Here is a 20,529-nt window from a genome sequence, read left to right on the forward strand (position 1 = left end):
TGAAACTACCGCTTCATCTTCGGGTCGAGCGCGTCGCGCAGCCCGTCGCCCAGCATGTTGATGGCGACCACGGTCAGGAAGATCGCGACCCCCGGCGGCACCCACAGCCAGGGCCGGCGCTGGAAGTCGACGAAGCTGTTGGCGGTGTCCATCATGTTGCCCCAGGACGGGGTCGGCGGCACCACGCCGAGGCCGAGATAGCTGAGATAGGCCTCGTTCAGGATGGCGCTGGCGACGCCGACGGTGGCGACCACGATCAGGATCGGCACCGTGTTCGGCAGCAGGTGGTGGAACAGCCGGCGGTACAGCGACAGGCCCAGCACCTCGGTCGCCACCATGAAGTCGCGCTCGCGCAGCGACAGGATCTGCGACCGCACCAGCCGGGCGACGGTGACCCAGTTCGGCAGGCTGAGCATGACGATGACCAGGTAGATGCGCTGGTCTGGCGGCACCTTCAGCTCGGACAGCACGGCGCCGAGGATGATCAGCAGCGGCAGGGTTGGGATCGTCATCACTAGGTCGGCGGCGCGCATGATCACGGCGTCGGCCAGCCCGCCGAGATAGCCGGCCACGGCGCCGGCGAGGTAGCCGATCACCACCGACAGCAGCACCGAGGCCAGGCCCACGCTGAGCGAGATGCGTCCGGCCGACATCAGCCGGGCCAGGATGTCGCGGCCCAGGAAGTCGGTGCCCAGCCAGTGCCGCAGGCTGGGCGCCCGGTTGGGGCTGAGCGCGTCGGTGGTGTTGAGGTCCCAGCGGCTGACCCAGGGGCCGGCGACGCAGACCAGGACGATCAGCGCAAGCACCGCCAGCGCCGCCATGGCGACCGGGTTGCGGCGCAGCCGCCACAGCGCGTCGCCCAGCGGCGAGCGGGCGGTGGAGAGCCGGCCGGCCAGGGCCAGCAGGTCGGCCTGCTGCGCCCGGCGGCGGCGGAAGGGGTTCAGCGAGGCAACACCCACGGCCCTAGCCCCGCCGCAGCCGGATGCGCGGGTCGGCCGCGGCATAGGCGATGTCGGCCAAGAGGTTGCCCAGGATGGTCAGCGCCGCCAGCGCCATGGTGAAGCCCATCAGCACGGGGTAGTCGCGCGCCGCCAGCGTGTCGATCTGGATGTGCCCGGCGCCGGGCCAGTTGAAGATCTTCTCGGTGACGATGGCGCCGGAGAACAGGCCCGGCAGCTCGAAGCCCAGCAGCGTGATCACCGGCAGCAGCGCATTGCGCAGCGCGTGCTTGAAGATCACCGTCCGCTCCTTCAGCCCCTTGGCCCGGGCGGTGCGGACGAAGTCCATCGACAGCGCCTCCAGCATGCTGGCGCGGATGTAGCGGGTCAGGCTGCCGGCCTGCAGCGCGGTCAGCACCAGCACCGGCAGCACCATATGCGCCGCGACCTCCGCCACCCAGGCCCAGCCGGTGGTCTCGCTGCCGGTGCTGGTCATGCCGCCGACCGGCAGCCAGCGCAGGTCGACCGCGAACCATTTGATCAGCAGCAGGCACAGGAAGAACACCGGGAAGGACATGGCGCCGAAGATCGCCAGGGTCACCAGCCGGTCGTACCAGGAATAGGGCCTGACCGCGGCGGTGATGCCGGCCAGCAGCGACAACGCCCAGTACAGCAGCAGCGCCGTCCCGGCCAGTAGGAAGGAATTCCAGACATACTGGTTCAGCAGCGTCGCCACCGGGATCCGGTACTGCATGGAATAGCCGAGGTCGCCGGTCAGCAGGTGGCCGAGCCAGTCGAGGTAGCGGTCGAACACCGGCCGGTCGAGCCCGTACAGCGCCTTCAGCTCCGCCGCCCGCTCCGGCGTCAGGGTGATGTTGCCGTCGATGAAGTCGCCGGGGGTCAGGGCGAAGACGAAGAAGATCAGCGCCGACGCCCCCAGCAGCATCGGCACCATCAGCAGCACGCGGCGGATGACGAAGTTCCTCATCGCGCGGCGGCCCGGTGCGCGTGTCGCCTGCCCACCGCCCCCCAACCGTTGCGAGGAGGCGAAGCCGACGAAGCAATCCATGGCGCCGCTTGAGCTGCCCGATGGATTGCTTCCCCCGGCTCAAGGCCGGGGTCGCAATGACGAGGTTGGGAAAGCCCAGCCATCCCCCGCGCCCTAATGCACGATCTTCAGGTTCGGCAGGCTGGCGATGATGCCGTTGTAGATGTCGGGCTTGAAGCCGCTGACCCGGCCGTCCGCGGCGGACAGGATCTTGCGGTAGGCCAGGTAGATCACCGGCGGGTCCTCGGCCAGCGCCTGGTACAGCTTGTGGTAGATCGGCTTGCGCTTCTCCGGGTCCAGCGTGGCGTTGCCCTCCAGGATCAGCCGCTCGACCTCGTCATTGTGGTAGCCGAGCCGGCCGACCTCACCGGTCGGGAGGAAGTCCTCCACCCCGTCATGCGGGTCGCTGAGGCCCGAGGTGCGGAAGGTGGCGAGGTTGTAGTTGCCGGCCTTGCGCTTGGCCAGCAGCGCGCTGAAGTCCGACACCTCGGGCACCAGGTCGACGCCGATCGCCTTGTAGTTCTCCTTGGCGATCGGGATCAGCGCGTCGTTGATCAGCGACTTGGTCGCCAGCAGGGTCAGCGACAGGCGCTGGCCGTCCTTGGCCCGGATGCCGTCCGGCCCGGGCTTCCAGCCGGCCTCGTCGAGCAGCGCCGCGGCCTTGGCCGGGTCGAAGGCGAAGGGTTCGATGCCGTCCGCGTCGTAGGCCCAGGAGATCGGCGCGATCGGCTGGGTCGCGACCTGGCCGTAGCCCTGGTAGACCACCGTCACCAGCGTCTGGCGGTCCAGCCCGTAGGTCAGCGCGTGCCGCACCCGGGGGTCCCGCAGCAGGGGATCCTTCGGGTTGAACTCGATCATGCTGTAGTCGCTGGAGCCGTACAGGTTGATGTCGGCGAAGCCCAGGCTCTGCAGCGTGTCGATGTTGTCCTGGCTGACCGAGAAGCCGTCATAGTCGGTCTCGCCGGTCTGGAACAGCTGCAGCTTGGTGGTGTCCTGGGTGATCCGGTAGATGAAGTGCTCCACCTCCGGCTTGCCGCGGAAGTAGTTCGGGTTGGCGTGGAACCGCACCTCCTGGCCCGGGATGTACTTGTCGAAGACATAGGAACCGGCGCCCAGCGGGTCGCCGCCCAGGGCGCGGATGCCGTCCAGCTGGCCGCGGGCGAAGCCCTTGCCGTAATGCGCCTTGGACAGCACCGGCCCACCGATCAGGTACAGCGTCTTGGCGCCGGGGCTGGTGGTGGTAACCTGGATGGTCTGGGCGTCGATCACCTTGAGGCCGGAGATGCTGTCGGCTTTGCCCGCCTTGTATTCGGGCCCGCCGGCGATGGCCGCCGGGGTGATGTCGAACTCGCTCTCCAGCGTCGGGTCATAGGCCACGGTCAGGGTGAAGGCGACGTCCTCGGCGGTCACCGGCGACCCGTCGCTGTAGGTCAGGCCGGGGCGCAGCTTGATGGTGTAGACCAGGTTGTCCGGGCTGACGGTCCAGGATTCCGCCTGCTCCGGGATCAGCTTGCCCTGGCTGTCGTAGTTGACCAGCCGGCCGAAGATCACCTCGGTGACGTTCTCGTCCCAGCCATTGGTGAAGAAGTAGGGGTTGAACACGCCCTGCGGCGCGCTGATCGCGCCGACCACGGTGTCCTTGCGCGCCTTGGCGGTGGCCGGGATCTGCGACAGGTCGGTGGCCGGGGTGGTGCCGTCCGGCAGCGCGTCCTGCGCCCGGGCGGCCGGGCCGCAGGCGAGGGCGCCGAGGACCAGTGCCAGGGTGGGCAGCGCCAGAGGGCGGGGCCGGCGCAGAACCGGGCCGGCCGGGATCGGGTCGTGGAGTCGCATCGCGGGATCCTTCATGGCAAGGGACTCCGACGTGACAGCCTGTGAAATAAAAGTCAACTACAGGATGAATCAGATAAAAGACGCCGCAAAGGCGTCGGATCAGGCCCCCGGGCCCCGCTCGATCCGCACCAGCCAACGCGCGCGGCCGGCATCCTCGGGCTCCACCGACAGCACGCGATGCCCGGCTTCGGCCGCCGACCGTGGAACATTGACCAGTGGTTCGCCAGCGTTCAGCCGTATTTCCGCCACTTCACCGGGCTTCATATCTTCCAGCAACAGCTTGGTCTTGACGAAAGTGAACGGGCAGACTTCCGCGGTTACATCAAGAACCCGGATGCGGAGATCATTGCTCATGACGCTTTCTCGGATTTCGGGGCGATTCGTATTGCAGTCCAATAGTGGACGACTTATATACCCAAGAATCGTGCCGCGGGAGTATGAACATGAGCAATGAAACGCCGACTAACGATTTGATGAACCTCACGACTCAAATCGTCGCGGCACACGTAGGAAACAATACCGTTGCGATCTCGGACCTGCCGAGCGTCATCGAGCAAGTCTATCGCGCGCTGAACGGCCTCGGCACTGAGCCCGTCCCGGTCGCGGAGAAGCCGCAGCCGGCGGTTCCGATCAAGAAGTCGGTCACGCCCGACTACATCATCTGTCTCGAGGACGGCAAGCAGCTGAAGATGCTCAAGCGGCATCTGAAGACCGCCTACAACATGACCCCGGACGAGTACCGCGACCGCTGGGGCCTGCCGTCCGATTATCCGATGGTCGCGCCGAACTACGCCAAGCAGCGCAGCCGGCTGGCCAAGCAGATCGGCCTGGGCACCCGCGCCCGCAAGGATTGATCCGGTTCGCCGGGACGACTCCCCTTCCCGGGATCGTCCCGGTTTCTGCCGGGGCGCCGCACGCATCACCGTCCGGCCGCGAAATCAGCGCACATTTGTAACCGTTCTGCTTTATAATCGGGTCAGTGGCCCATGTGGTGACACCAGAAGCGCCATGGCGGCCCGAGGGGAATAAGAGCGGACGGACGGCAGCATGGCAGTAACAACCTTCGTCGACGACCACGGGTTCAGTCTGCGCGCAGGCAACCTCGAGGTCAGGCTTGCCGAGACGGAGGAGGAGATTCGAGCGGCCCAGGCGCTGCGCTACGCCGTCTTCTATGAGGAGATGGCCGCCCAGCCTTCGCCCGCCATGGCCGCCGACCGGCGCGACTTCGACGCCTATGACGACGTCGCCCATCACCTTCTCGTCATCGACCATGCCCGCGGCAAGGGCCCGCAGGCCGTGGTCGGCACCTACCGGCTGATCCAGCGCGACGGCGCAGCCAGGATCGGCGCCTTCTATTCCGCCAGCGAATACGACATCGCCAAGGTCGAGGCCCATCCCGGCGCGATCCTGGAGCTGGGGCGGTCCTGCGTCGCCGGCCCCTACCGCTCCGGCGGCACCATGCAGCTGCTGTGGCGCGGCATCGCCGCCTACCTGTTCCACCACGACATCGAGATCATGTTCGGCTGCGCCAGCCTGCCCGGGATCGACGCCGACGCGCTGAAGCTGCCGCTGTCCTACCTCTACCACTATCATCTGGCCCCGCCGGCGCTGCGGCCCAAGGCCCTGCCCGAGCGCTACACCGACATGCGGCTGCTGCCGCTGGAGCAGATCGACCAGCGCGAGGCGATCGCCGCCCTGCCGCCGCTGATCAAGGGCTATCTCCGCCTCGGCGGCCATGTCGGCGACGGCGCGGTGATCGACCAGCAGTTCGGCACCACCGACGTGGCCATCATCGTCAAGACCGACCTGGTGACCGAGAAGTACTTCAAGCACTACGAGCTGAAGCGCGAGCAGCGGCCGATCCTGGCCTTCCGGAAGGACTGACCGGCGCGATGGCGGGATCGCGTCTCGGGTCGAAGCTCCGGGCGGTCTTCCGCCTCGGCCTCTATCTGCCCTGGACCGTGGCGCTGATGCCGGTGCAGGCCCTGGCCGTGCGCTTCGGCTGGCGGCTGCAGACCAGCCTGCCCGCCTTCTACCACCGAATCTGCTGCCGCATCCTGGGCCTGGGCGTCGAGATCCGCGGCACCCCCTCGGCCGCGGCGCCGACCCTGTTCGTGTCCAACCACCTGTCCTATCTCGACATCGAGGTGCTGGGGTCGGTGATCGCCGGCAGCTTCGTGGCCAAGACCGAGGTCAACACCTGGCCGTTCTTCGGCGCCCTGGCGCGGCTGCAGCGCACCGTCTTCGTCGACCGCAGCAAGCGCGGCACCGCCGACGCCCAGCGCGACAGCCTGCAGTCGCGGCTTGAGGCCGGGGACAACCTGGTGCTGTTCCCCGAGGGCACCTCGAGCGACGGCAACCGCACCCTGCCGTTCAAAAGCGCGCTGTTCGCCGCCGCCGGCATGCGCATCGACGACCGGCCGCTGACGGTCCAGCCGGTGTCGATCGCCTGCACCGCGCTGGACGGCATCCCGCTGGGCCGGCGGCTGCGGCCGATCTACGCCTGGTACGGCGACATGGACCTGCTGCCGCATCTGTGGAACGTGGTGAAGCAGGGCCATTTGACCATCACCGTGATCTTCCACCCGCCGGTGACGCTGGAGGATTTCCGCTCGCGCAAATCGCTGGCGGACCATTGCTGGCGCACCATCGCGGTCGGCGTGTCCGCCGCCAATGCCGGCCGGCTGCCGGAGCCGGCGGCCGCGAACCTGCCCGACCAGCGCCACGCCGCGTGAGCAAGCGCTTGATTTCCGAACAGGTCGCCGTGATCTATCATCGCAACCCGATGGAGATGTGGATCGCATCGCCCGGCCGCCTGTGCGGCAGGGACCCGGCCCGATCCATGGAGAGATTGGACAAGCGCGCGTGAGCACTGCGGCCAGCAAGAAGCTTTTCATCAAGACCTGGGGCTGCCAGATGAACGTCTACGACAGCGGTCGTATGGCGGACATCCTGGCGCCGCTCGGCTATGCCCTCACGGACAGTGCCGAGGGGGCCGACATGGTCATCCTCAACACCTGCCACATCAGGGAAAAGGCGACGGAGAAGGTGTTCTCCGACCTCGGCCGGCTGCGCCCGCTTAAGGAGGCGAAGGCTGGGGCGGCGAAGGCTGAGGATGAGCCGATGATCGTCGCCGTGGCCGGCTGCGTCGCCCAGGCCGAGGGCGAGGAGATCGCGCGCCGCGCCCCCTGGGTCGACCTGGTGTTCGGGCCGCAGACCTACCACCAGCTGCCGGAGATGGTGGCCCGCGCCCACCGCCAGGCCGGCCGGCCGCTGGTCAACACCGACTTCCCGGTCGAGAGCAAGTTCGACCACCTGCCCGGCGAGGCCGGAACCCAGGGCGCGTCGGCCTTCCTGTCGGTGCAGGAGGGCTGCGACAAGTTCTGCACCTTCTGCGTCGTGCCCTACACCCGCGGCGCCGAGTATTCGCGCGACGCCGCCGGCATCCTGGCCGAGGCGCGGCGGCTGACCGCCACCGGCGCCCGCGAGATCACGCTCTTGGGCCAGAACGTCAACGCCTTCCACGGCGAGGGGCCGGACGGGTCGGTCTGGGGCCTGGCCCGGCTGATCCGCGCCCTGGCCGAGATCGATGGGCTGGAGCGCATCCGCTACACCACCAGCCACCCGCGCGACATGGATGACGACCTGATCGCCGCCCATCGCGACGTGCCGCAGCTGATGCCGTTCCTGCACCTGCCGGTGCAGAGCGGGTCGGACCGCATCCTGGCGGCGATGAACCGCAAGCATGACGGCGACACCTACCGCCGCGTCATCGACCGGCTGCGCGCGGCGCGGCCGGACCTGGCGCTGTCGTCGGACTTCATCGTCGGCTTCCCCGGCGAGACCGACCGCGACTTCGCCGACACGCTGAAGCTGGTCACCGAGATCGGCTTCGCCCAGGCCTACAGCTTCAAGTACAGCGCCCGGCCCGGCACCCCGGCGGCGGCGCTGGACGACCAGCTGCCCGAGGCGGCGAAGGACGACCGGCTGCAGGCGCTGCAGCAGCTGCTGTGGGCGCAGCAGGGCGCGTTCAACCAGGGCATGGTCGGCCGGGTCATCCCGGTGCTGCTGGACCGCCCCGGCCGCCGGCCCGGCCAGCTGCAGGGCCGCAGCCCGTGGATGCAGTCGGTCCATCTCCAGGTGCCGGCACATCTGCTGGGCACGATCCAGCCGGTCCGCATCATCGACGCCAAGCAATTGAGCCTGACCGGCACCGCCGATCTGGTCGCGCCCGATCTGGTGGCGCCCCATCTCGTGTCGGAGGAAGCGGCATGACCGCGCGCGAGTCCGGCACGATGGTCTCACCCAAGTCCAAGCCCGCGCCCCACCGCGTCGATGTCAGCTTCGACGACAACCGGCTGCTGCCGCTGCTGTATGGCGAGCACGACACCCATCTGCTGCGCATCGAGCACCAGCTCGGCGTCTCGCTGGCCTCGCGCGGCAACACCGTCACCATCAAGGGCGCGACCGAGCCGGTCGAGCAGGCCCGGCTGGTGCTGGAGACGCTGTGGCAGCGCCTGGCCCAGGGCCAGGGCGCCAGCGGCGCCGACATCGACGGCGTGATCCGGATGGTGCGCGACGCGCCGCCCTTGCCCGACGGCGCGCCGCGCGGGCTGCCGCAGGCCGACGGCGCCATCGTCACCCGGCGTAAGCGGATCGGCCCGCGCTCGCCGACCCAGGCGGAGTATATCGCCGCGCTGGGCGAGAGCGAGATGGTGTTCGGCGTCGGCCCGGCCGGCACCGGCAAAACCTATCTCGCCGTGGCCCAGGCGGTGTCGCTGCTGATCGCCGGCCGGGTCGACCGCATCGTGCTGTCGCGGCCCGCGGTCGAGGCCGGCGAGCGGCTGGGCTTCCTGCCCGGCGACCTGAAGGAGAAGGTCGACCCGTATCTCCGCCCGCTCTACGACGCCCTGTACGACCTGCTGCCGGCTGAGCAGGTGGCCAAGCACATCGAGACCGGGACGATCGAGATCGCGCCGCTGGCCTTCATGCGCGGCCGCACCCTGGCCCATTCCTTCGTCATCCTGGACGAGGCGCAGAACACCACGGTGATGCAGATGCGCATGGCCCTGACCCGCATGGGCGAGGCCAGCCGCATGGTGATCACCGGCGACACCAGCCAGATCGACCTCAAGCCCGGCGACAAGTCCGGCCTGGTCGACGCGCTGGAGATCCTGGACGGGACCGAGGGCATCCGCGTGGTCCGCTTCACCGACCGCGACGTGGTGCGCCATCCGCTGGTGGCCCGCATCGTGCGCGCCTATGAGGCGGCGGACCGCGCCCGGAAGCCGCAGCCGTGATCGACATCGCCGTCAGCATCGACGCGCCGGGCTGGGCGACGCTCGGCCCCGATTTCGCCGACGAGGACGCCCTCGCGGAAGCGCTCGAGCCGCTGGTCGAAGCGGCGATCGCGGCCGGCGCCCTGCCGGACGGGCCGATAGAGTCCGGCCGGCCGGCCGAGCTGTCGATCGTGTTCGCCGACGACGCGACGGTGCAGCGGCTGAACCGCGAGTATCGCGGCAAGGACGCGCCGACCAACGTGCTGTCCTTCGCCCTGACCGAGGCCGACGAGCCTGATTTTCCGGGCGCGCCGCTGATGCTGGGCGACGTCATCCTGGCCTATGAGACGGTGCTGGCCGAGGCCGTGCGGGATGGCAAAGCTGCTGTCGACCACACCAGGCACCTGGTGGTGCACGGCATCCTGCACCTGCTGGGCCATGACCACCTGACCGATGCCGAGGCCGAGGCGATGGAGCGGATCGAGACCGCGCTGCTCGCCCGCTTCGGCATCGCCGACCCCTATTCCGATCCCCCCTCCGTCCCCCACTTGCCCGACCCCATCTGAGGCCATGTCCGACTCCCCTTCCGGTCGACCTTCCCGCAGCTCCGAATCCGGTCCGTTGCGCAGCTGGCTGCGCAGCCTGCTGCGCGGCAAGAGCGAGGACGCCTGGCGCGAGACCATCGAGGAGCTGATCGAGGATGGCGAGGAGGGCGAGGACGACGCCTCGGTCGCCCGTCATGAGCGGGTGCTGCTGGGCAACATCCTGCGGCTGCGCGGCCGCACCGCGATCGACGTGATGGTGCCGCGCGCCGACATCGTCGGGGTCGAGGTCGACACCCCGCTGCCCGGCGTGCTGGACATCCTGGCGCGCGAGGCCCACAGCCGCATGCCGGTCTACCGCGACAACCTGGACGACGCGCTGGGCATGATCCACGTCAAGGACGTGGTCTCGGCCCTGAGCCGGGCCCGCGGCGGCGACGGCGACGCGCCGAAGTCGCTGACCGAGATCCTGCGCCCGGTCCAGATCGTCGCACCGTCGATGCCGGTGCTCGACCTGCTGCTGCAGATGCGCGAGAAGCGCCAGCACATGGCGCTTGTCATCGACGAGTTCGGCGGCATCGACGGGCTGATCACGATCGAGGACCTGGTCGAGGAGATCGTCGGCGAGATCGAGGACGAGCACGACATCGACGAGCCGCCGCAGCTGGTCGAGAAGCCCGACGGCACGTTGATCGCCGACGCCCGCCTGCCGATCGAGGCCTTCGAGGCCAAGGTCGGCGCGGTGCTGGAGGAGGATGAGCGCGACGACATCGACACGCTCGGCGGCCTGGTCTTCGCCCTGGCCGGGCGGATTCCGGCACGGGGCGAGCTGCTGACCCACCCCAAGGGGTTCGAGTTCGAGGTGATCGATGCCGATCCGCGCCGGATCAAACGCCTCCGCATCCGCCGCAAGGGCGGCGCCGACGCTGCCTGAGCCGGCGGCGGGAGAGCCCGTCCCGCATCATATCGCCAGGATCGCCGCCGGCTTCGCCGGGCTGGCGCGCTGGCGCCGCTTAGGCGCCGCGGTGCTGCTGGGCGCCATCGCCAGCCTGTCGGTGCCGCCGCTCTACGCCGTGCCGCTGCTGTGGATCGCCTTCCCCGGCCTGTACTGGCTGCTGGCCAGCGCCCGCGGCGGCTGGTCCGCCTTCCTGACCGGCTGGGCCTTCGGCTTCGGCTTCTTCGTGCCCGGCCTGTACTGGGTGTCCTGGGCGCTGACGGTCGATCCGCGCTTCTTCTGGCTGATCCCCTTCGCCATGGCCGGGCTGCCGGCGCTGCTGGGCCTGTTCACCGGCCTCGCCGGCTTCGCCTTCCACCGGCTGAACCGGATCGGCTGGGGCGGTCCCCTGGCCCTGGCCGCGACCTGGGCGCTGGCCGAATGGCTGCGCGGCCATGTCCTGACCGGCTTCCCCTGGAATCTCATCGGCTATGGCTGGGTCGGCTGGCTGCCGGTGCTGCAGGGCGTCTCGGTGGTCGGCATCTATGGCTTGAGCCTGCTGACCGTCGCCGCCGCCACCCTGCCGGCGACCCTGGCCGGGCCGCGCCGCCGCGGGCTGGCCGCTACCGCCGCCGGCATCGCCCTGTTCGTCGCGATCGCCGCCTGGGGCGGCTGGCGCCTGGCCGGCGACGACGGCGCGGTGGTGCCCGGCGTGACCCTGCGCTTGGTGCAGCCGAACATCGCCCAGGCCGACAAATGGTCCGGCGAGAAGATGCGCGACAACTTCCGGCAGCAGCTGGAGATGTCGAAGGCCCCCGGGCTGGACAAGGTCAGCGCCGTGATCTGGTCCGAGACCGCGGTGCCCGGCGTGCTGTCCTGGGACCCCGGGGCGCAGCAGGCGCTGGGCGCCATCCTGCCGCCCGGCGCGCTGGCCCTGGTCGGCGCGGTCCGCGCCACCCCCTATGGCAGCGAGCCGCTGGAGATCTGGAACAGCGTCTTCGCGATCGACCGCACCGGCACGGTCCTGTCGAGCTACGACAAGGCGCATCTGGTGCCGTTCGGCGAATACGTGCCGCTGCACGCCTTCCTGGCCCGGTTCGGGGTCGAGAAGATCACCGCCGGCTCGGTCGACTTCACCGCTGGCCCCGGGCCGCGGACGCTGGACCTGCCGGGCCTGCCGCCGGTCAGCCCGATGGTCTGCTACGAGGCGATCTTCCCCGGCGAAGTGCTGGACCCGGCGGGCGCCCGGCCGGGCTGGATGCTGAACGTCACCAATGACGGCTGGTACGGGCTGACCAGCGGCCCGCACCAGCATTTCGCCATCGCCCTCACCCGCGCGGTCGAGGAAGGGCTGCCGCTGGTGCGCGCCGCCAACACCGGCGTCAGCGGCGTGGTCGACGCCTATGGCCGGGTGAAGGGCGAGATCGCCCTGGGCGAGCAGGGCATCCTCGACGCCGCCCTGCCCGCCGCCCTGCCGGCGACGCCCTATGCCCGCTGGGGCGAGGCCGGTTTCTGGCTGCTGCTGCTGGCCGGCCTGCTGGCCGGCCGGGCCTGGCGCACCGCACCACAGCAATAACCCAGCGGAGCGGAGCGCGATCACCGCCTTGAAGTTGCCCGGCCAGGGGCCTTAGGATGCGCGCCTCGCGAAACGATCGCACTCGGCCCCTTGCGAATTGCTGCGGAGATGATGTGGCCGCCTTCGACGCCCCGAAACGGCCCCGCGGTCGTCCCCGGAACGACGAGCCCAGCCCGTTGGACGTGCATATCGGCGGCCGCATCCGTTTGCGCCGGACCCTGCTGGGCTTCAGCCAGGCCAAGCTGGCGACAGCGGTCGGCCTGACCTTCCAGCAGATCCAGAAATACGAGCACGGCTCGAACCGCATCGGCGCCAGCCGCCTGCACCAGCTGAGCCGGGTGCTCGAGGTGCCGGTCGACTTCTTCTTCGAGGATGCGCCGCCGATCGCCGGGACACTGCCGCAGGGCCTGGCCGACGAGGCCGAGCCCTATGATGCCGGGCCGGACCCGATGCAGCGGCGCGAGACGCTGGAGCTGATCCGCGCCTATTACCGGGTCGAGGACCACGCCACCCGGCGCCGCGTGCTCGACCTGCTCAAGGCGATGTCCGGCGCCCGCACCGACGAGGCCGGCACCGACGGCGAAACCTGAGGCTCCGGCGCGCTTTGCCTCCCCCGGCGGCCGAGGCTGATTGCAGCTCCCCTTGACCGCATGCCGCACCCCTGCGAAAAGACCGGTCGCCGTCGCACGATATTTTCCGCAACTTTCCCTTCAGGGCAGCCCAGGGGTTCGACGTGGCCAAAGGCAATTACATCTTCACCAGCGAATCCGTCGCGGAAGGTCATCCCGACAAGGTTTGCGACCGGATTTCCGATTCCATCGTCGATCTGTACCTGGGCGCCGACCCTGAGGCGCGCGTCGCCGTCGAGACGCTGGCCACCACCAACCGCGTCGTGATCGCCGGCGAAGTCCGCGGTCCGGCCTCGATCACCCCTGACCTGCTGGAGCAGGCCGCCCGCGACGCCGTGCGCGACATCGGCTACGAGCAGGACGGCTTCCATTGGCGCAACGCCAAGGTCGAGGTGCTGGTGCACCAGCAGTCGGCCGACATCGCGGTCGGCGTCGACGCCGCCGGCAACAAGGATGAAGGCGCCGGCGACCAGGGCATCATGTTCGGCTATGCCTGCCGCGAGACCGACGCGCTGATGCCGGCGCCGATCCAGTTCTCGCACCAGATCCTCAAGAACCTGGCCGACGCGCGCCATTCCGGCCGCGCGCCCCAGTTCGGCCCCGACGCCAAGGCGCAGGTGTCGCTGCGGTACGAGAACCACAAGCCGGTCGCCGCGACCTCGGTCGTGGTCTCGACCCAGCATGCCGAAGGCCTGGACCAGGCCGAGGTGCGCGAGATCGTGCGGCCCTACGTCCTGTCCGTCCTGCCCGAGGGCTGGATGTGCGACGAGCCGCATTTCTACGTCAACCCGACCGGCCGCTTCGTCATCGGCGGCCCGGACGGCGATGCCGGCCTGACCGGCCGCAAGATCATCGTCGACACCTATGGCGGCGCGGCCCCGCATGGCGGCGGCGCCTTCTCCGGCAAGGACCCGACCAAGGTCGACCGTTCGGCCGCCTACGCCGCGCGGTATTTGGCCAAGAACGTGGTCGCGGCCGAACTGGCGGACCGTTGCGTCATCCAGCTCAGCTACGCCATCGGCGTGGCCCATCCGCTGTCGGTCTACATCGACACCCAGGGCACCGGCCGGGTCGACGAGGACAAGCTGTCGGACGTGCTGCAGCAGCTGGTCAACCTCAGCCCGCGCGGCATCCGCACCCATCTCGGCCTGAACCGGCCGATCTATGCCCGCACCTCCTCCTATGGCCATTTCGGCCGCGCCCCGGAGGCCGATGGCGGCTTCTCGTGGGAGCGGACGGACCTGGTGGACGAGCTTCGCTCGGCCTTCTGATCCCATGACCGAGACGGACGGCGCCGAGGGGACCTCCCCGAAGCGCCGCAACTTCCACGGCCGGCGCCAGGGGCGAAAGCTCCGCGCCGGCCGCGCCGCTTTGATCGAGACCCTGCTGCCGCAGCTGACGGTCGCGCTGCCCGCGGATGGCGGGGCGCTCGACCCCCTGTCGCTGTTCCCGCGCCCGGCCCGCGAGGTCTGGGTCGAGATCGGCTTCGGCGCCGGCGAGCACCTGGCCTGGCAGGCCGGCCACCACCCCGATGTCGGCATCATCGGCTGCGAGCCCTACATCAACGGCATGTCGACCCTGCTGGCGGCCGTCGCGGGCGAAGGGCTGGACATGGTGCGGCTGTGGGCCGACGACGCCCGGCCGCTGCTCGACCGCCTGCCGGACGGGTCGATCTCCCGCATCTTCCTGCTGTTTGCCGATCCCTGGCCGAAGGCGCGCCACAGCAGCCGGCGCTTCATCCAGGACGCCACCGTGGCCGACCTGGCCCGCCTGCTGCGCGATGACGGCGAGCTGCGCATCGCCACCGACGACGCCCCGCTGCTCGACTGGTCGCTGGAGCGTGTCCGCCGCAACCCGGCTTTCACTTGGACGGCACAAGGTCCGGGTGACTGGCGCGAGCGCCCGGACGACTGGCCGCCGACCCGATACGAGCAGAAGGCGCTGCACGGACGCCCCTACTACCTGCGATTCCGGCGCCACGCGCGAAACTAGACGCGAATCGGGTTGCGTATTGCGGGTGGATCGCTATATATCACCGCAGTTACCCATAGCGTTCGGCTCGAATGTTATTCGGTCGATCGGTCGATTAGGGTGGGCTGCGGCCCGCCTTTTTTGTTGTGGTGACGGCTTTCCATGGCTCTGGACGCGGGGAATGCCGGAGAGAATGACGCAAGTGGATCAAGTGCGCGCGATCGTGGCACCGTCGCTGGAAGCGATGGGCTATGAGGTCGTGCGCGTCCTGATGATGGGCAGCGAGCATCGGCCGCAGCTTCAGATCATGGCCGAGCGGGTCGACCGCCAGGGCATGACCGTGGAGGATTGCGCCGACATCAGCCGCGCCGTGTCGGCGATCCTCGACGTCGAGGATCCGATCAAGAGCGCCTACACGCTCGAGGTCTCCTCGCCCGGCATCGACCGCCCGCTGACCAAGCCCGCCGACTACGAACGCTTCCTCGGCCATGAGGCGCGGATCGAGACCCGGATCGCCGTCGCCGGCCGCAAGCGGTTCCGCGGTACCCTCACCGGGGTCGAGGGCGAGGCGGTGCTGCTTCGCCCGGAGAAGGAGGACGAGGTGGTTCAGGTGCCCTTCGCCGAGATCCAGCGCGCGAAGCTGATCCTCACCGACGCCCTGATCGAAGCCGCTGCGGCGGAAGCCGAGCAGGCCGCCGCCGTTGCGGCAGCCGCTGCCCCGCAGCCTGACGCACAAGACGCATAGGAACGCCCAAGGCATGGAACTCCTTCATGTTGCCGATGTCGTGGCCCGCGAGAAGAGCATCGATCGCGACGAGGTGCTGACCGCCATGGAGCAGGCCATCCAGAAGGCCGGTCGCTCCAAATACGGCCATGAGCACGACATTCGTGCCCACATCAACCGCAAGTCCGGCGAGATCGAGCTGCGCCGCTATCGCCAGATCGTCGAGACTGTCGAGGACGAGGCCACCCAGCTGGCCGCCCCCGACGCCGCCAAGCGCTGGCCGACCATGAAGGTCGGCGAGTTCGTCATCGACGACCTGCCGCCGATCGATTTCGGCCGCATCGCCGCGCAGACGGCGAAGCAGGTCATCGTGCAGAAGGTGCGCGAGGCCGAGCGTCACCGCCAGTTCGAGGAATACAAGGACCGGGTCGACGAGGTCGTCAACGGCGCGGTCAAGCGCGTCGAATACGGCAACGTCACCGTCGATCTCGGCCGCGCCGAGGGCGTCATCCGCCGCGACGAGCTGCTGCCGCGCGAGCACTTCAAGGTCGGCGACCGCGTCCGTGCCTACATCTATGACGTCCGCGAGGAAGCCCGCGGCCCGCAGATCTTCCTGTCCCGCGCCCATGGCCAGTTCATGGCCAAGCTGTTCGCGATGGAAGTGCCGGAGATCTATGACGGCATCATCGAGATCAAGTCGGTGGCCCGCGACCCGGGCAGCCGCGCCAAGATCGCGGTGATCTCGAAGGACAGCTCGATCGACCCGGTCGGCGCCTGCGTCGGTATGCGCGGCAGCCGCGTCCAGGCCGTCGTCGGCGAACTGCAGGGCGAGAAGATCGACATCATTCCGTGGTCGTCGGATCCCGCCACCTTCGTGGTCAACGCGCTGGCCCCGGCCGAAGTCGCCAAAGTCGTGCTCGACGACACCCAGAACCGCATCGAAGTCGTGGTGCCGGACGACCAGCTGTCGCTGGCGATCGGCCGCCGCGGCCAGAATGTCCGCCTGGCCTCGATGCTGACCGGCTGGGACATCGACATCCTGACCGAGGCCGAGGAGAGCGAGCGCCGCCAGGAAGAGACCCGGACGCGCAGCGAGCTGTTCATGGAGGCCCTGGACGTCGACGACGTCATCGCCCATCTGCTGGTGGCCGAAGGCTTCCGCCAGGTCGAGGAGATCGCCTACACCCCGCTGGACGAGCTGGCGGAGATCGAAGGCTTCGACGAGACCGTGGCCGGCGAGCTGCAGCAGCGCGCGCTGCGCTGGCTCGAGGAGCGCGACCGCAAGCTGACCGAACGCTACCGCGAGCTGGGCGTCACCGACGACCTGGCCGCGATCGAGCAGCTGACGCCGGCGATCCTGGTCAAGCTGGCCGAGACCGGCGTGAAGACGCTGGACGACCTGGCGGACCTGGCCGGCGACGAGCTGGTCGAGACGCTCGGCGAAAAGACAATCTCGCTCGATGAGGCCAACGCCCTGATCATGCAGGCGCGGGCCCATTGGTTCGAGGAGGAGACCAAGGCCTGAGCGACACGACCACCCTTCCCCCGGACGACGACGCGGCCGAGCCCGACGCGAACGGGCCGCTGCGCCGCTGCATCGCGACCGCCGCCGTGCGGCCGAAGGCGGAGCTGATTCGCTTCGTCGTCGGCCCTGAGGGGGAGATCGTGCCCGATCTGGCCGAGAAGCTGCCGGGGCGGGGGCTGTGGGTCGCCGCCGAGCGCGCGGCGCTGCAGCGGGCGGTGACCAAGAAGCTGTTCGCCCGGGCGGCGCGGGAATCGGTCAAGGTGCCCGACGATCTGGTCGAACGGGTCGAGGCCCTGCTGTTTCGGAACTGCATCGATCTCATCGGAATGGCACGCCGCGCGGGACAGGCGGTGGCCGGATATGAGAAAGTGCATGCTTGGCTGGTCGAGGGTCGCGTCGCGGTCCTGCTCGGGGCGTCTGACGGCGCCATGGACGGGCGGGGCAAGTTGGCCGCGCTGGCTTCGTCGATCCCGTCGCAACCTCGCCTGGTGGAGACGTTCTCTGCGGATACGCTGGGGATGGCCTTTGCCCGGGACAGAATGGTACATGCCGCGGTAGCGCGCGGTGGGTTGTCGAAACGGCTGCTCGCGGAAGCGCTGCGGTTGGACGGAATTCGTGGTCGAGCCGACGGACCGGCTGGACGTGGTGTGGTCGACGAGGCATCCAATGCCGCGCCGGCCTTCTCTGTACAGGGATAGCGGCGGATCACGCTGGACGATATGACGGATAGCAAGGAACAAGATCGCAAGACGCTGTCGCTGGGCAGTGCCAAGCCGAAGCTGACCCTTAGCGGGAAGCCGGGCGATTCAGGACAGGTGCGCCAGCAATTCAGCCACGGCCGTTCGAAGGCGGTGACCGTCGAGGTCAAGCGCCAGCGCGGCGGCACCAACACGGCCCTGGCCGATGGCGGCGCCGCAGCCCGGCGTGCGGCCGAAGGCGGCGGCCAGCCTGGCCGCAGCGGCCGCGGCGGTGGTGGCGGTGCCGGTGGGCGGGTCCTGTCGCAGGCCGAACGCGAGGCGCGGCAACGCGCCCTGCAGGGGGCCTTGCGCGAGGAGGAAGCCCGGCGCCTGTTGCCGGACGAGCCCGAGCAGGAGTTCGTCGAGGACTCGGCTGCGCCCGTCGAGACGGCGGCGCCCGAGCCGGCCGCCCCGCTGGATCCCGAATCCCTGCGTCGCCGCGAGCTCGAAGAGCTCAACGCGATCGAGGACGAGGCCAAGCGCAAGATCACCGAGGAACGCTTCCTGCTCGACGAGGAGCAGAAGCGCCGCGATGGCGAGCGCGCCGCCGAGGACGCCCGCCGCAAGGCTGTGGCCGACCGGTCCGGCCAGGCGGCCGCCGCCCGTGCCCCGGCCGAGGTGCCCGGCGCCCGCGTCGCGGTCACGGCCGATGACGAGGAAGATCCGCGCCGCAAGGCTGGCGGTGGTCGCGGGGCCCCTGCTGGCCGTGGCGCCCTGCCCGGCCGCGGTGCGCCGCCCAGCCCGCCCCGGCGTGCACCCGGCCCGGGCAAGTCCGAGCCGAAGCGCCGCTCCGGCAAGATGACCGTGGTCCAGGCCCTGAGCGACGACGGCGAGACCCGCGGCCGCAGCTTGGCGGCGATGCGCCGGGCCCGCGAACGCGAGCGTCTGGCCCAGCTGAGCCAGAACCAGGAGAAGTTCTCCCGCGAGGTGGTGATCCCCGAGGTCATCACCGTGCAGGAGCTGGCCAACCGCATGGCCGAGCGTGGCGGCGACGTCGTCAAGTCGCTGATGCGCATGGGTGTGATGGCGACGATCACCCAGTCGATCGATGCCGACACGGCCGAACTGGTGGTGGCGGAATTTGGACATAAGGTAAAACGCGTGGCCGAATCCGACGTCGAGATCGGCCTGCGGGGCGACGAGGACGAGGCGGAGCATCTCCAGCCGCGGCCCCCGGTCGTCACCATCATGGGCCATGTCGACCACGGCAAGACCTCGCTGCTCGATGCGCTGCGGCACACCAATGTCGTGTCCGGCGAAGCCGGCGGCATCACCCAGCACATCGGCGCCTATCAGGTTCAGGTCGCATCCGGCCAGCGCGTCACCTTCATCGACACGCCGGGCCACGCCGCCTTCACCGAGATGCGCGCCCGCGGCGCCAACACCACGGACATCGTCGTCCTGGTGGTCGCCGCGAATGACGGCGTCATGCCGCAGACGGTCGAGGCGATCCGTCATGCCCGCGCCGCTGGCGTGCCGATCATCGTCGCGATCAACAAGATCGACCTGCCCGACGCCAAGCCCGAGCGCGTGCGCACCGAGTTGCTGCAGCACGAGATCGTGGTTGAGGAGATGGGCGGCGAGACGCTGGACGTTCCGGTGTCGGCCAAGACCCGCGAAGGCCTCGACAAGCTGGTCGAGACCATCCTGCTGCAGGCCGAAGTGCTCGACCTCAAGGCCAACCCCGACCGCCCGGCCGAAGGCTCGGTGATCGAGGCGAAGCTGGAGCGCGGCCGCGGTTCGGTCGCGACCGTCCTGATCCAGCGCGGCACCGTCAAGGTCGGCGACATCTTCGTCGCCGGCGGCGAATGGGGCCGCGTGCGCGCCCTGCTCGACGACCGCGGCCAGAACCTGAAATCGGCCGGGCCCGCCCAGCCGGTCGAGGTGCTGGGCCTGAACGGCACGCCGCTGGCCGGTGACGACTTCGTCGTCGTCGACAGCGAAGGCCGGGCCCGCGAGATCACCGAGTTCCGGACCCGCAAGCGGCGCGAGGCCTCTCACGTCGCCACCGCGCGCGGCTCGCTCGAGCAGATGTTCGAGAAGATCCGCGAAGGCGAGGCGAAGGAGCTGCCGGTCATCATCAAGGGTGACGTGCAGGGTTCGGTCGAAGCCATCGCCGGGTCGCTGGAGAAGGTTGCCGGCGACAATCTCGAGGTGAAGGTCCGGGTGCTGCATTCCGCGGTCGGCGCGATCACGGAAAGCGACGTCACCCTGGCCGCATCGACCGGGGCCATGCTGATCGGCTTCAACGTCCGCGCCAACCCGCAGGCGCGCGAAATGGCGAAGCGCGATGGGGTCGAGATCCGCTACTACTCGATCATCTACAACGTGATCGACGACGTGAAGGCGGCCCTGACCGGCCTGCTGGCGCCGAAGATGCGCGAGAACTACATCGGCAACGCCGAGATCCGCGAAGTCTTCAACATCACCAAGGTCGGCAAGGTCGCCGGCTGCATGATCACCAGCGGCGTGGTCAAGCGCGGCGCCGGTGTCCGCCTGCTGCGCGACAACGTCGTGATGCATGAAGGCACGCTGAAGACCCTCAAGCGCTTCAAGGACGAAGTCCGCGAAGTCCGCGAGGGTTACGAATGCGGCATGGCCTTCGAGAATTACGACGACATGCGCACCGGCGACGTCATCGAGTGCTTCGAACTGGTCGAGGAAATCCGCCAGCTGTAAGGCCGGGCTTCCTGATTTCCTGCACCACCGCCGCCGATCGGGCTTACCCTCGGTCGGTGGCGGATGGATCCTTCCCCCCGGTCCGGCATCACTGCCGGACCGCGGCGTTTTGAGAAC

The 20,529-nt window shown here is 69.3% G+C and carries 19 protein-coding genes; 15 read left to right on the top strand and 4 right to left on the bottom strand.

Features of this window, described 5'->3' with window-relative positions:
* Nucleotides 1-5 precede the first annotated feature (5 nt).
* The 4 genes from AB4112_RS25930 to AB4112_RS25945 form a co-directional block, all read right to left on the bottom strand.
* A complete protein-coding gene (locus AB4112_RS25930; RefSeq protein WP_441723858.1) occupies nucleotides 6-959 on the bottom strand; it encodes an ABC transporter permease in 954 nt (317 codons plus the stop codon).
* A gap of 4 nt (nucleotides 960-963) precedes the next feature.
* The gene (locus AB4112_RS25935; RefSeq protein WP_309800951.1) at nucleotides 964-1,926 is read right to left on the bottom strand and encodes an ABC transporter permease; all 963 of its coding nucleotides are present in this window, start codon (nucleotides 1,924-1,926) and stop codon (nucleotides 964-966) included.
* A 174-nt stretch (nucleotides 1,927-2,100) separates the two neighbouring features.
* Entirely contained in the window at nucleotides 2,101-3,816 is a 1,716-nt protein-coding gene (locus AB4112_RS25940; protein ID WP_441723861.1) for an ABC transporter substrate-binding protein, read from the bottom strand.
* Between the two features lie 99 nt (nucleotides 3,817-3,915).
* Nucleotides 3,916-4,170: a sulfurtransferase TusA family protein gene (locus tag AB4112_RS25945; RefSeq protein ID WP_309800947.1), complete on the bottom strand. Its 255-nt coding sequence runs from the start codon at nucleotides 4,168-4,170 to the stop codon at nucleotides 3,916-3,918.
* An 89-nt stretch (nucleotides 4,171-4,259) separates the two neighbouring features.
* On the opposite strand from AB4112_RS25945, the gene AB4112_RS25950 reads away from it, so the two are divergent.
* From AB4112_RS25950 to infB, 15 genes are all read left to right on the top strand, one after another.
* Entirely contained in the window at nucleotides 4,260-4,670 is a 411-nt protein-coding gene (locus AB4112_RS25950; protein ID WP_309800945.1) for a MucR family transcriptional regulator, read from the top strand.
* A 193-nt stretch (nucleotides 4,671-4,863) separates the two neighbouring features.
* Complete coding sequence (locus tag AB4112_RS25955; RefSeq protein ID WP_309800944.1) at nucleotides 4,864-5,700, top strand: GNAT family N-acetyltransferase; 837 nt, start codon at nucleotides 4,864-4,866, stop codon at nucleotides 5,698-5,700.
* Between the two features lie 8 nt (nucleotides 5,701-5,708).
* Entirely contained in the window at nucleotides 5,709-6,551 is an 843-nt protein-coding gene (locus tag AB4112_RS25960; RefSeq protein WP_441723864.1) for a lysophospholipid acyltransferase family protein, read from the top strand.
* A 181-nt stretch (nucleotides 6,552-6,732) separates the two neighbouring features.
* The gene (gene miaB, locus AB4112_RS25965) at nucleotides 6,733-8,091 is read left to right on the top strand and encodes a tRNA (N6-isopentenyl adenosine(37)-C2)-methylthiotransferase MiaB (protein ID WP_441723919.1); all 1,359 of its coding nucleotides are present in this window, start codon (nucleotides 6,733-6,735) and stop codon (nucleotides 8,089-8,091) included.
* Nucleotides 8,088-9,116: a PhoH family protein gene (locus AB4112_RS25970; RefSeq protein ID WP_309800941.1), complete on the top strand. Its 1,029-nt coding sequence runs from the start codon at nucleotides 8,088-8,090 to the stop codon at nucleotides 9,114-9,116. The genes miaB and AB4112_RS25970 overlap by 4 nt, the downstream gene beginning before the upstream one ends.
* Entirely contained in the window at nucleotides 9,113-9,661 is a 549-nt protein-coding gene (ybeY, locus tag AB4112_RS25975; RefSeq protein WP_441723866.1) for an rRNA maturation RNase YbeY, read from the top strand. Before AB4112_RS25970 ends, ybeY begins: the two co-directional genes overlap by 4 nt.
* A gap of 55 nt (nucleotides 9,662-9,716) precedes the next feature.
* Entirely contained in the window at nucleotides 9,717-10,571 is an 855-nt protein-coding gene (locus AB4112_RS25980) for a hemolysin family protein (protein ID WP_309800940.1), read from the top strand.
* On the top strand, nucleotides 10,507-12,147 hold the full coding sequence (lnt, locus tag AB4112_RS25985) for an apolipoprotein N-acyltransferase (protein ID WP_441723869.1): 1,641 nt from the start codon (nucleotides 10,507-10,509) through the stop codon (nucleotides 12,145-12,147). The genes AB4112_RS25980 and lnt overlap by 65 nt, the downstream gene beginning before the upstream one ends.
* Before the next feature lie 176 nt (nucleotides 12,148-12,323).
* Nucleotides 12,324-12,737, top strand: coding sequence for a helix-turn-helix domain-containing protein (locus AB4112_RS25990; protein ID WP_309800936.1), 414 nt, complete (start codon nucleotides 12,324-12,326; stop codon nucleotides 12,735-12,737).
* Between the two features lie 143 nt (nucleotides 12,738-12,880).
* On the top strand, nucleotides 12,881-14,047 hold the full coding sequence (gene metK, locus AB4112_RS25995; protein ID WP_309800934.1) for a methionine adenosyltransferase: 1,167 nt from the start codon (nucleotides 12,881-12,883) through the stop codon (nucleotides 14,045-14,047).
* A 4-nt stretch (nucleotides 14,048-14,051) separates the two neighbouring features.
* Nucleotides 14,052-14,768, top strand: a complete 717-nt coding sequence (trmB, locus tag AB4112_RS26000) for a tRNA (guanine(46)-N(7))-methyltransferase TrmB (protein WP_309800932.1) — start codon at nucleotides 14,052-14,054, stop codon at nucleotides 14,766-14,768.
* A 172-nt stretch (nucleotides 14,769-14,940) separates the two neighbouring features.
* Complete coding sequence (gene rimP, locus AB4112_RS26005; protein ID WP_309800931.1) at nucleotides 14,941-15,492, top strand: ribosome maturation factor RimP; 552 nt, start codon at nucleotides 14,941-14,943, stop codon at nucleotides 15,490-15,492.
* Nucleotides 15,493-15,505: 13 nt separating this feature from the next.
* On the top strand, nucleotides 15,506-16,996 hold the full coding sequence (gene nusA / locus AB4112_RS26010) for a transcription termination factor NusA (protein WP_309800929.1): 1,491 nt from the start codon (nucleotides 15,506-15,508) through the stop codon (nucleotides 16,994-16,996).
* Nucleotides 16,969-17,694: an RNA-binding protein gene (locus tag AB4112_RS26015; protein ID WP_441723872.1), complete on the top strand. Its 726-nt coding sequence runs from the start codon at nucleotides 16,969-16,971 to the stop codon at nucleotides 17,692-17,694. Before nusA ends, AB4112_RS26015 begins: the two co-directional genes overlap by 28 nt.
* 21 nt (nucleotides 17,695-17,715) lie before the next feature.
* Nucleotides 17,716-20,412 carry a translation initiation factor IF-2 gene (infB, locus tag AB4112_RS26020; protein ID WP_441723874.1) on the top strand — a complete coding sequence of 899 codons (2,697 nt, stop codon included), beginning with the start codon at nucleotides 17,716-17,718 and terminating at the stop codon, nucleotides 20,410-20,412.
* The last annotated feature ends 117 nt before the right edge of the window (nucleotides 20,413-20,529 follow it).

This window comes from Inquilinus sp. 2KB_23, assembly GCF_052115705.1.
Taxonomy (GTDB): Bacteria; Pseudomonadota; Alphaproteobacteria; order DSM-16000; family Inquilinaceae; genus Inquilinus; species Inquilinus ginsengisoli_A.